At 73.1% G+C, this 11,019-nt stretch carries 10 protein-coding genes; 1 reads left to right on the forward strand and 9 read right to left on the reverse strand.

What is annotated here, in order from left to right; translation table 11 throughout:
- Window positions 1-53 precede the first annotated feature (53 nt).
- Window positions 54-986: a methionyl-tRNA formyltransferase gene (gene fmt / locus ACFW9Z_RS18935; protein WP_384641873.1), complete on the reverse strand. Its 933-nt coding sequence runs from the start codon at window positions 984-986 to the stop codon at window positions 54-56.
- Window positions 987-1,311: 325 nt separating this feature from the next.
- Between fmt and ACFW9Z_RS18940 the strand changes: the two genes are divergently transcribed.
- Window positions 1,312-1,881 (forward strand): hypothetical protein, encoded by a 570-nt coding sequence (locus ACFW9Z_RS18940; protein WP_384641876.1) that lies wholly within the window; start codon window positions 1,312-1,314, stop codon window positions 1,879-1,881.
- Window positions 1,882-2,391: 510 nt separating this feature from the next.
- Here ACFW9Z_RS18940 and ACFW9Z_RS18945 read toward each other — a convergent pair.
- The 8 genes from ACFW9Z_RS18945 to ACFW9Z_RS18980 form a co-directional block, all read right to left on the reverse strand.
- Window positions 2,392-4,560 carry a primosomal protein N' gene (locus ACFW9Z_RS18945; protein ID WP_384641879.1) on the reverse strand — a complete coding sequence of 723 codons (2,169 nt, stop codon included), beginning with the start codon at window positions 4,558-4,560 and terminating at the stop codon, window positions 2,392-2,394.
- A gap of 136 nt (window positions 4,561-4,696) precedes the next feature.
- On the reverse strand, window positions 4,697-5,905 hold the full coding sequence (gene metK / locus ACFW9Z_RS18950; protein WP_384641881.1) for a methionine adenosyltransferase: 1,209 nt from the start codon (window positions 5,903-5,905) through the stop codon (window positions 4,697-4,699).
- Window positions 5,906-6,140: 235 nt separating this feature from the next.
- On the reverse strand, window positions 6,141-7,349 hold the full coding sequence (gene coaBC / locus ACFW9Z_RS18955; protein WP_384641884.1) for a bifunctional phosphopantothenoylcysteine decarboxylase/phosphopantothenate--cysteine ligase CoaBC: 1,209 nt from the start codon (window positions 7,347-7,349) through the stop codon (window positions 6,141-6,143).
- A 155-nt stretch (window positions 7,350-7,504) separates the two neighbouring features.
- On the reverse strand, window positions 7,505-7,777 hold the full coding sequence (gene rpoZ, locus ACFW9Z_RS18960) for a DNA-directed RNA polymerase subunit omega (protein ID WP_003970369.1): 273 nt from the start codon (window positions 7,775-7,777) through the stop codon (window positions 7,505-7,507).
- 60 nt (window positions 7,778-7,837) lie between these two features.
- Window positions 7,838-8,431, reverse strand: a complete 594-nt coding sequence (gmk, locus tag ACFW9Z_RS18965) for a guanylate kinase (RefSeq protein ID WP_384641887.1) — start codon at window positions 8,429-8,431, stop codon at window positions 7,838-7,840.
- A gap of 62 nt (window positions 8,432-8,493) precedes the next feature.
- The gene (locus ACFW9Z_RS18970) at window positions 8,494-8,817 is read right to left on the reverse strand and encodes an integration host factor (RefSeq protein WP_014157387.1); all 324 of its coding nucleotides are present in this window, start codon (window positions 8,815-8,817) and stop codon (window positions 8,494-8,496) included.
- A gap of 244 nt (window positions 8,818-9,061) precedes the next feature.
- A complete protein-coding gene (gene pyrF / locus ACFW9Z_RS18975; RefSeq protein WP_384641890.1) occupies window positions 9,062-9,901 on the reverse strand; it encodes an orotidine-5'-phosphate decarboxylase in 840 nt (279 codons plus the stop codon).
- Window positions 9,898-11,010 (reverse strand): quinone-dependent dihydroorotate dehydrogenase, encoded by a 1,113-nt coding sequence (locus ACFW9Z_RS18980; protein WP_384641893.1) that lies wholly within the window; start codon window positions 11,008-11,010, stop codon window positions 9,898-9,900. Before ACFW9Z_RS18980 ends, pyrF begins: the two co-directional genes overlap by 4 nt.
- Window positions 11,011-11,019: the final 9 nt, after the last annotated feature.

Here is an 11,019-nt window from a genome sequence, read left to right on the forward strand (position 1 = left end):
GCCGTCCCCGGGCCCTCGTACGGGAGGTTCTACGCCCTCTCGTGCGGGAGGTTCTACGACCCCAGCAGCTCGCCGTGGACGATCCGGACGCCGCGCGCCCAGTCGGCGGCCCTCATCGGCTTCTTGCCCTGCGGCTGGACCCAGAGCAGCTCGACGGCGTGCGAGCCGGTGCCCACGTACACGTTGTTCTTCGCCGCCGACAGCTCGCCGGGCGCCAGGTCGGTGCGGTCCAGGACGGGCGTCGCCTGGATGAGCTTGAGCCGCTCGCCCCGGAACAGGGTCCAGGCGCCGGGGGCGGGGGTGCAGCCGCGCACGACGCGGTCGACGCGCAGGGCGGGGACCGACCAGTCGACCTGGGCGTCCTCCACGGTGATCTTCGGGGCCAGGGTGACGCCCTCGTGGGGCTGGGGCACGGCGTGCAGGGTGCCGTCCTCGATACCGTCCATGGTGGCCGCGAGCAGCCCGGCCCCGGCGAAGGCGAGCCGGGTGAGCAGGTCGCCGCTGGTGTCGGTGGGGCGGATCTCCTCGGTGAGGACCCCGTAGACCGGTCCGGAGTCCAGCCCCTCCTCGATCAGGAAGGTCGACGCCCCGGTCACCTCGTCCCCGGCCATCAGGGAGTGCTGTACGGGCGCGGCGCCGCGCCAGGCGGGCAGCAGCGAGAAGTGCAGGTTGACCCAGCCCCGGGCGGGCACGTCCAGGGCCACCCTGGGCAGCAGGGCCCCGTAGGCGACGACCGGGCAGCAGTCCGGGGCGATCTCCCGCAGCCGGGCGAGGAACTCCTCGTCCCGGGGCTTCACCGGCTTGAGGACCTCGATCCCGGCCTCCGCCGCCCGCTCGGCCACCGGACTGGCCACCAGCCGGCGGCCGCGCCCGGCGGGGGCGTCGGGCCGGGTCACGACGGCGGCCACCTCGTGGCGGTCGGAGGCGATCAGGGCGTCCAGGGCGGGGACGGCTACCTCGGGGGTGCCGGCGAAGACGAGCTTCATGGGTGGCTGACTGCCTCTCGGGCTTCTCGGACTCCCGGCCCCAGGGGCCAGGACGTACGGTGACGAGCAGCACACCAGTCTAGGGGGTGTCGTCGGACGGCCGTCGTCGCCCGCAGTGCCCCGGAACGCACCCGGCCCACCTGCCGGGCGGCCGCACGGCGGTCAGGGGGCGTACGCGCGCCGTGCGCGCCCCGTGCATATGCACATACGCCCCGATAGCGTGACCACATCCCCGGCTCGGGCGTTGGTCAAAGGAGATTGACCGAAGCGGGCCGCCCCGATGCGGCCCGATCCCTTTCAACGCCGGTTCGAGAGGCTTCTCTTCATGGCCGACCACGCAACCCACGACGCCCAAGCGCGGGCCAGCCTGCATCTCCTGGTGCGGGACATCGAGCGGGTCCGGCGGCAGGTGGACGCGCTGCGGACACTCACCGCCCAGCTCGGCAACGTCTACCGCCCGCGCCGTTCCGGCCCCTCCGCGGGCTTCGTCGTCTACGGCAGGGCCCCGGCCCCCACCGTCCGCCTCGCCCAGGAGCTGCGGGACAGCGTCGAGACCCTGGTCACCGCGGCGGTGGACTTCGACCGCTCGCTCGGCTTCTCCTGGGACGCGGTGGGCTCGGCACTGGGCGTCACCAAGCAGGCGGTGCACCGCCGTTACGGAACGCGCCGGGCCACCGCGCAGTCGGCGTCCGCCGAGGCGAACGCCGAGAACGCGGCGACGCCCCGCCCGGTCTCCGTGGGTCCCGGCCTGCCGGGATCGCCCTCCGGCGGTGGTGTCTCCCCGGTGCCTTCTGTGCCTGCCGCCCGCTCGATGCCGCCGCAGCCGTCGCTGAGCAAGCAGCCGGTCCGTGAGGAGCTGCGCCCCGGGGCCTTCCCGGGCCCGCGCAACGGCTGACCGTACACACGCCCCTTCCCTCCCTGCCCCGCCGTGCCCGGTCGCACGGCGGCACAGCGCCCGCGCAGGGGCGCTGTGCCGGGGTTACGCAACCGGAGCGGCGGTCTCCCCGGCCCGCCGCCCCGCTCGCGCCGAGGGCGAACTTCCCTTCCTGGGCCGCCACCCGGCGAACGTCTCAACCGCAGCACGGCAGGACCCGCACCCCGCGAGATTCCCAGCCGCCGATGAACCTTTCCGCGGCAGCCGGGCGAGACCCACAAGGCTCGCAGCTGCGCCCGGCGCGCGACCGGTGGTCGGCGCGGGGCCCTCGCCTCGCCCGGCGGCCCCTCACCCCCTGCCCGGCGGGCTTCACGGCCACCGTCCGGCGGGCCTTCAGCCGCAGCCCGGCCAGGCCCGCACCCCACACCCGGCGGGCTTCCCTGCCCGGCCCCGCCGCCAGGCTCGCGCCCGGGGACCACCGGGCCCCGCACGCCGTCCGGACAGACCCCTTGGCCGAGGTCGGCGCGGCGGTCAGCCGATGTCCGGCGGGTCGATCCTGATCCGCACCCGCTGCTCGCCCCCGCCCTTGGCCGTACGCGCCGCCTGCGCCGTCTTCAGGGCGCCCGCCAGCGCCGCCCCGCGCCCCGGCACCACCCGGATCAGGACCCGCTCCCAGCTCTCGCCGGGCGGGGCGTCCGAGGGTCTGCGCGGGCGGCCCGGCTCGGCCGACGGGACCGGCACCGGGCCCAGGATCTCGGCCTCCGGCGGCAGTGCGGCCCCGGCCAGGAAGGATGCCAGGGCCTCGGCGGGGCCGGTCACCGACGCCATCCGGGAGACCGGCGGGAAGCGCAGCTCGGCCCGGTCCGCCAGCTCCCGCCGGGCGAAACCGGCCGGGTCCCAGCGGACCAGCGCCTGCACCGGGCGCAGCGTCGGCTCGGCCACGATCACCACCGTGCCGCCCGCCTCCTGCCCCCGTACGAGTGCGCCCGCCGCCGTCCACCGGCGCAGCGCCTCCTCCCCCGCCCGCAGATCGGGCCTCCCGAGCATGGCCCAGCCGTCCAGGAGCAGCGCCGCCGCATACCCCCCTTCGGCCACGGGCTCCGCGCCGGGCGTGGAGACGACCAGCGCGGGGGCGGCGGGCACCGCGTCCAGGATGTGGTCGCGCCCCGAGGTGCGGACGGGCACGGCGGGGAAGGCCCGGCCCAGCTCCTCGGCGGTGCGGCGGGCGCCGACAATCTGGGCGCGGAGCCGGGGGGAGCCACACTCCGCGCACTGCCAGGCGCGCTCGGCCTGCCCGCACCAGGCGCAGTTCAAGTCCTGCTGGTCCGGCGCCTCCAGGGGGCCCGCGCAGTGGCGGCAGCGGGCGGGGGTGCGGCAGCGCTCGCAGGCGAGGCGGGGCGCGTACCCCCGGCGGGGCACCTGGACCAGGACCGGACCGCTGCGCAGCCCCTCGCGCACGGTCTGCCAGGCGAGGCTGGGCAGCCGGGCCGAACGGGCTGCACCGTCCCGGGCCAGCTCCCCGTCGCCGACCGTACGGATCAGGGGCGCGGCCCGCCGCAACTGCTCCCGGTCCGCGATCAGGGGCAGCGCCCAGCCGCTCTCCACGAGCTGCGCGGCCTCGACCGTGCAGCTCGTCCCGCCGAGCAGGAAGGCGCACCGGCCCTGCGCGGCCCGCAGCTCCAGGACCTCGCGGACATGGGGGAAGGGGGCGTTGGTGTCGCTGTGGCTGGAGTCCCCGTCGTCCCAGACGGCGACCAGACCGAGGTCCCGGACGGGGGCGAACATGGCGGCCCGGGTCCCGACGACCGCCCGCACCGAGCCCCGGCGCACCGCGAGCCACTGCCGGTAGCGCTTCTCGGGGCCGGATTCGGCGGTGAGCAGGGCGTGCCGGCCCGCGCCGAGCACCTCGGTCAGGGCGGCGTCGATCCGCCCGGCGACCCGCCCGTCGGGGACGACGACGAGCGCGCCGCGCCCCGAGGAGAGCGTGGCGGCGACGGCACGGGCGATCTCGGCGGGCCAGTGGGGACCGGGCAGCGCCGTCCAGACCGCACGGGGCGCACCGCCCTCGGCCAGGGCACGCAGGAAGGCGGGGCCCTGGCCGTACCGCTCCCAGGTGCCCGGCTCCGGGGGCGGGGGCGGCGGCAGCGGCTCCGGGGAGGGCTTGGACTCGGCACGGCCGTTGCGGGGCGGGACGGCGAGCTGGAGGACGTCAGCGAGGCTGCCCGCGTACCGGTCGGCCACCGCGCGGGAGAGGGCGAGCAGCTCCGGCCCGAGGACCGGCTCCGGGGAGACCACATAGGCGAGGGCGGCCAGGGTGCCCTGGTAGTCGGACTCGGCGCGGCGCTCGACGATGAACCCGTCGATCAGGCCGCCCCCCTCGCGCCGCCCGCCCTGGACGTTGTGGCGCCCGGCACCGAACCGCACCCGCACCCGCACGCCCGGCTGGGCGTCGGCGTCCAGCTCCTCGGGGACCGCGTAGTCGAAGTACTGGTCGAGGTGGAGGACGCCCTTGTTGACCAGGACCCGGGCCACGGGCAGCTCCTCGGCGAGCGGGGCGCCGCGCCAGGTGCGCGGCTTGGCCCGCGGCACCTTGGCCTGACGCACCGTCTCCCGGATCAGCGCAAGCTGCTCCGGCGCCCCGGACCCGGGCCCGTCCGCCCCGGCACCGGGTTCGGCGGACTGCTCGTTCTCGCTGCTCACAGCCAAATTCCTACCAGACGGCACTGACAGCGGCGGCCCCGCGCGAAGAAAGCGGAGCAGCGGGGCCCGGCCACCACGTTCGGTGTCCGGGCCCCGCTGTCATGAGCTGTGCAGTACCGCCGGAGACTCCGGGGACCTAGAGACCGGCGGCCGCGCGGAGGGCGTCCACGCGGTCGGTGCGCTCCCAGGTGAAGTCGGGGAGCTCGCGGCCGAAGTGCCCGTACGCGGCGGTCTGGGCGTAGATCGGGCGCAGCAGGTCGAGGTCACGGATGATCGCGGCCGGGCGGAGGTCGAAGACCTCACCGATCGCGTTCTCGATCTTCTCCGTGTCGACGGCGGCGGTGCCGAAGGTCTCGACGAAGAGACCGACCGGCTCGGCCTTGCCGATCGCGTAGGCGACCTGGACCTCGCAGCGGGTGGCGAGGCCTGCGGCCACCACGTTCTTGGCGACCCAGCGCATCGCGTACGCCGCCGAGCGGTCGACCTTGGAGGGGTCCTTGCCCGAGAAGGCGCCGCCACCGTGGCGGGCCATGCCGCCGTAGGTGTCGATGATGATCTTGCGGCCGGTGAGCCCGGCGTCGCCCATCGGGCCGCCGATCTCGAAGCGGCCGGTCGGGTTCACCAGGAGGCGGTAGCCCTCGGTGTCGAGCTTGATGCCGTCCTCGACGAGCTGGCCGAGCACGTGCTCGACGACGAACTCGCGGATGTCGGGCGCGAGCAGCGAGTCCAGGTCGATGTCGCTGGCGTGCTGCGAGGAGACGACCACGGTGTCCAGACGGACCGCCTTGTCACCGTCGTACTCGATGGTGACCTGGGTCTTGCCGTCGGGGCGGAGGTAGGGGATGGTCCCGTTCTTCCGCACCTCGGACAGCCGCCGGGAGAGGCGGTGCGCGATGTGGATCGGGAGCGGCATCAGCTCCGGGGTCTCGTCGCAGGCGTAGCCGAACATCAGGCCCTGGTCGCCGGCGCCCTGCTTGTCGAGCTCGTCCTCATCGCCCTCGACCCGCTTCTCGTACGCGGTGTCGACACCCTGGGCGATGTCCGGCGACTGCGCGCCGATGGAGACCGAGACGCCACAGGAAGCACCGTCGAAGCCCTTTTTGGAGGAGTCGTAGCCGATCTCCAGCACCTTGTTGCGCACGAGGTTGGGGATGTCGGCGTAGGCCTTGGTCGTGACCTCGCCCGCGACATGCACCAGACCGGTGGTGATCAAGGTCTCGACGGCGACGCGCGAGGCGGGGTCGTCGCGCAGGAGCGCGTCGAGAATCGTGTCGCTGATCTGGTCAGCGATCTTGTCGGGGTGACCCTCGGTGACAGATTCCGAGGTGAAGAGACGGCGGGACACATCGCTCCCTGGGGTTGCAGCGGCTGCTGGCTGATCATGGGTGGTACGGCCGAGAGCTGCGCTCGGCGCGTGCCGTGGACCAGTTTATCGGGCGCGTCCGGCGTGCGGGGCATGCGTCTCGCCCTTTGGAGCGCGACAGCCCGTGACACAGCGGACACCTGAAGGATAATCCGTCCTTCAGAACGGTGATTCTGCCCCGTTCTGAGCCGCTTTGGCTCGCCCGAGGGGTTGATTGTCACATCTCCTGGAACCTGCCCGAAACCAGATCCCAGACCGTGTCGGCCAGGGCTTCCTTGGGTCCGTACGGCACCGGGGTCTCCGTTCCGTCCGAGGCGAGGACCACCGCCTCGTTCTCCTCGGAGCCGAAGGTCCGGCGCTCCCCGACCTCGTTGACCACGAGCAGATCGCAGCCCTTGCGGCGGAGCTTGGCCCGGCCGTTGGCGAGGACGTCGTCGGTCTCGGCGGCGAATCCCACCACGAGCTGGCCCGCCCGGGCCCGCTCGGCGGCGACCTCGGCGAGGATGTCGGGGTTGCGGACGAGGGGGACGACGGGCGCCTCCTCGCCGTCCTTCTTCTTGATCTTGCCCGGGGCGTACTCGGCGGGCCGGAAGTCGGCCACCGCCGCCGCCATCACCACGACGTCCGCGTCCGGAGCCGCCTTCAGGACGGTCTCCCGCAGCTGGACCGCCGTGCCGACCCGGACGACATCGGCCCCGGCCGGGTCGGGCAGCCCGGTATTGGCCTCGATCAGGGTGACCCGGGCGCCCCGGGCGACGGCGGTGCGCGCCAGCGCGTACCCCTGCTTCCCCGAGGAGCGGTTGCCGAGGTAGCGCACCGGGTCCAGGGGCTCGCGGGTGCCGCCCGCGCTGATCACCACATGGCGGCCCGCGAGGTCGGGCGCGGTGACGCCGCGCGCCAGCACCCGGCGGCAGACCTCGAAGATCTCGCCCGGGTCGGGCAGCCGCCCCTTGCCGGTGTCGACGCCGGTCAGCCGCCCCACGGCGGGCTCGATGACGACGGCGCCCCGGCGGCGCAGGGTCGCCACGTTCTCCTGGGTGGCCGGGTGCTCCCACATCTCGGTGTGCATGGCGGGGGCGAAGACCACCGGACAGCGAGCGGTCAGAAGCGTGTTGGTGAGCAGGTCGTCGGCGAGCCCGTGGGCCGCCTTGGCCAGCATGTCCGCGGTGGCCGGGGCGACCACGACGAGGTCCGCGTGCTGCCCGATCCGGACGTGCGGGACCTCGTGGACGTCGTCCCAGACCTGGTCGGAGACGGGGTGGCCGGAGAGCGCCGACCAGGTGGCCGCGCCCACGAAGTGCAACGAGGAGGCGGTCGGGACGACCCGTACATCGTGCCCGGACTCGGTCAGTCGGCGCAGCAGCTCGCACGCCTTGTAGGCGGCGATGCCCCCGCTGACCCCCAGGACGACCTTCGGCTTGTCCACTGCGTCTCCCCGCACTCGGCAACGTAAGAACTCGGCTACGTCAGAACGTGACTCCCATGCTGCCTCACCGCGCGGAACGCGTTCACCCGGCCCCGGACACACCTCAGGCCCGGCGGACGGGCCGCCGGGCCTGAGAATGAAGGTGCTTGTCCTGCTTACTGCGCGGGGCCCTCGATGGCCTCGGAGGTCAGCAGGCCCGCGTTGATCTCGCGGAGCGCGATCGACAGCGGCTTCTCGTGTACGTGGGTGTCGACGAGCGGACCGACGTACTCAAGGAGACCCTCGCCGAGCTGCGAGTAGTACGCGTTGATCTGACGCGCGCGCTTGGCGGCGTAGATGACCAGGCTGTACTTCGAGTCGGTGGCCTCAAGGAGCTCATCAATCGGCGGGTTGATGATGCCCTCGGGCGTGGTGATGGAAGAGGACACTCTCTGCCTTCCGAAGGGGGTGTAGATCAAAGATCAGGGGATCTGAACGATCACGGGGATCTAAGCCTGAAGCATCAAGGCTAGCAGCTCACGTGCCACATCCTCGACGGAGGTGTTGACGAGCGTCGTATCGAACTCGGCCTCGGCGGCCAGTTCGACCTTGGCGGCGGCGAGCCGGCGCTCGATCACCTCGGGCGCCTCGGTGCCCCGGCCGGTGAGCCGGCGCACCAGCTCGTCCCAGCTCGGCGGTGCCAGGAAGACCAGGCGCGCCTCGGGCATCGACTGGCGGACCAGCCGGGCACCCTGGAGGTCGATCTCCAGCAGGACGGGCTCCCCCGCCTCCAGGCGGTCCAGGACGGCGCGGCGCGGTGTGCCGTAGCGGTTGCCCGCGAACTCGGCCCACTCCAGCAGTTCCCCGTTGGCGATGAGCTTGTCGAACTCCTCGTCGTCCACGAAGAAGTAGTGGACACCGTTGCGCTCCCCGGGGCGGGGCTTGCGGGTCGTCGCCGACACGGAGAGCCAGACCTCGGGGTGCACGGTGCGCATATGGGCGACGACCGTGCTCTTGCCGACCCCTGAGGGGCCGGAGAGCACGGTCAGCCGCGGACGTACGTCCGGGGGTACGGGGGACGTCCCCCGGGATGTTGCAGCCATGGACCGATTATCCAGGTTCTCAGGGGTGCCTGAGAACGCGGGACGGAACGGCGGCCGGAATGTCAGGCGGCGCTGCCGCCGAACTCACGCTCCAGGGATGCGATCTGGTTGGAGCCGAGCCCCCGGACCCGGCGGCTTTCGGAGATGCCGAGACGCTCCATGATCTGCTTGGCACGGACCTTGCCGACGCCCGGCAGGGACTCCAGGAGCGCGGAGACCTTCATCTTGCCGATGACGTCGTTCTCCTGGCCCTGCTTGATGACCTCGTGGAGGGAGGCTCCGGAGTGCTTGAGTCGATTCTTGACCTCGGCCCGCTCCCGGCGAGCCGCGGCGGCCTTTTCGAGCGCGGCTGCGCGCTGTTCAGGGGTAAGGGGCGGAAGAGCCACGCCTACGTCACCTCGGATGTCGATCTGTCGGATACGGACCGGTGGGGAAGCTGGACGCCCTCCACCAGGTGAGCGACGAACACACTGTGCTCGGCTGCTCTCGACGGAGACTAGCGGCCATGGCCGCTGTAGTCAGCGAGAACAGACGAAAAGTCCTGGTCAGCCTTGGCCGACCAGGACATTTACCGCATAACCACCGGGTTTCCGGTCAGTAATTCGTCAACAGCCTGTAAACGTGCCAGGGTCAACTGCCGGAGACGGCGCCACGGACCTCGTCCGCGAACCGCTCGGCCGCTTCGCGCAGCCCCGACGCGTCCGGACCGTGGCGCAGCACGCCCCGGCTCACGCTGGGCACGACGTTGCCGACCGCGTCACCGAAGACCGCCGGAAGGTCCGCCGGGGTCGCCCCCTGGGCGCCGATGCCGGGCGCGAGGAGCGGTCCGTTGATCGCCAGGTCCACCCCCGCGTCCCCGAGCGTCGCCCCGACCACCGCGCCGACCGAGCCGAGCGGGGCCGCCCCCGCGTTCTCCGCCGCCATGTGGTCCAGCATCAGCTGGGCCAGCGAGCGGCCGTCGGCCGCGGTGGCGCGCTGGACCTCGGCGCCCTCCGGGTTGGAGGTGAGCGCGAGGACGAAGACGCCCGCGCCGGAGGCCGCCGCCGCGTCCAGCGCCGGGCGCAGCGAGCCGAAGCCGAGGTACGGGGAGACGGTCACCGCGTCGGAGAAGAGCGGGGAGTCCTGGTCCAGGTAGGTCGCCGCGTAGGCGCCCATGGTGGAGCCGATGTCACCGCGCTTGGCGTCCATCAGGACCAGCGCCCCGGCGGCCCGCGCCTCCTCGACGGCCTTCTCCAGGACGGCGATGCCGCGCGAGCCGAACCGCTCGAAGAACGCCGACTGCGGCTTGAGGACGGCGACCCGGTCGGCCAGCGCCTCCACGACGGTCCGGGTGAAGCGCTCCAGGCCCGCGATGTCGTCGTTCAGCCCCCAGGAGGTGAGGAGGGAGGCGTGCGGGTCGATGCCGACGCAGAGCGGCCCACGGGTGTCCATGGCGTGGCGCAGCCGGGCGCCGAAGGGTTCGAGGGTCACTGCGCTGCCTTCTTCCGGGTCTCGGCGCCGACGGCCTCGGCGAGGGTGGCGTACGGGGATGCGGCGAGCCGGGCCGCGAGGCCCTTATGGATCGCGCGTGCGTAGAAGGGGCCCTCGTAGATGAAGGCGCTGTAGCCCTGTACGAGGGTGGCCCCGGCCAGGATGCGCTGCCAGGCGTCCTCGGCGCTCTCGACGCCCCCGACGCCCACCAGGGTGATCCGGTCCCCCACACGGGCGTACAGGCGGCTCAGGACCTCCAGGGAGCGTTCCTTGAGGGGTGCGCCGGAGAGCCCGCCGGTCTCGCCCACCAGTTCGGGGGCGGACTTCAGGCCGAGCCCTTCGCGGGCGATGGTGGTGTTGGTGGCGATGATCCCGTCGAGACCCAGCTCCACGGCGAGGTCGGCGACCGCGTCCACGTCCTCGTCCGCGAGGTCCGGGGCGATCTTGACGAGCAGCGGTACGCGCCGGGCGGTGACGGTGCGGTCGGCGGCCTCGCGGACGGCGGTCAGCAGGGGGCGCAGCGACTCGGTGGCCTGGAGGTTGCGCAGGCCGGGGGTGTTGGGCGAGGAGACGTTGACGACGAGGTAGTCCGCGTGGGCGGCGAGGGCCTCGGTGGACTTCACGTAGTCGGCGGCGGCCTCGGCCTCCGGCACGACCTTGGTCTTGCCGATGTTGACGCCGACCGTGGTGCGGAAGACCGGGTTACGGGAGGCGAGCCGGGCGGCGACGGCGGCGGAGCCCTCGTTGTTGAAGCCCATGCGGTTGATCAGCGCGCGGTCCGCGACGAGCCGGAAGAGCCGCTGCTTGGGGTTGCCGGGCTGCGGTTCGCCGGTGACGGTACCGATCTCGACGTGGTCGAAGCCGAGCATCGCCATGCCGTCGATCGCGACCGCGTTCTTGTCGAAGCCCGCGGCGAGTCCGAAGGGGCCGTGCATCCGCAGGCCCAGCGCCTCGGTGCGCAGCTCCTTGTAGCGGGGGGCGAGGACGGCGGCGACGAAGGTACGCAGTACGGGGACGCGGGCGGCGAGGCGGATCCAGCGGAAGGCGGCGTGGTGGGCCTGCTCGGGGTCCATCCGCTTGAAGACCAGCCGGAAGAAGAACTTGTACATGGAGAGAGG

Origin of the sequence: Streptomyces sp. NPDC059452 (assembly GCF_042750035.1) — a bacterium.
Lineage (GTDB): Bacteria > Actinomycetota > Actinomycetes > Streptomycetales > Streptomycetaceae > Streptomyces.

Coding starts and splice junctions, on each gene's coding strand:
- gmk (WP_384641887.1), bottom strand. CDS start 8,431: ATGGCTGCAACATCCCGGGGGACGTCCCCCGTACCCCCGGACGTACGT.
- ACFW9Z_RS18980 (WP_384641893.1), bottom strand. CDS start 11,010: ATGTACAAGTTCTTCTTCCGGCTGGTCTTCAAGCGGATGGACCCCGAG.
- ACFW9Z_RS18940 (WP_384641876.1), top strand. CDS start 1,312: ATGGCCGACCACGCAACCCACGACGCCCAAGCGCGGGCCAGCCTGCAT.
- fmt (WP_384641873.1), bottom strand. CDS start 986: ATGAAGCTCGTCTTCGCCGGCACCCCCGAGGTAGCCGTCCCCGCCCTG.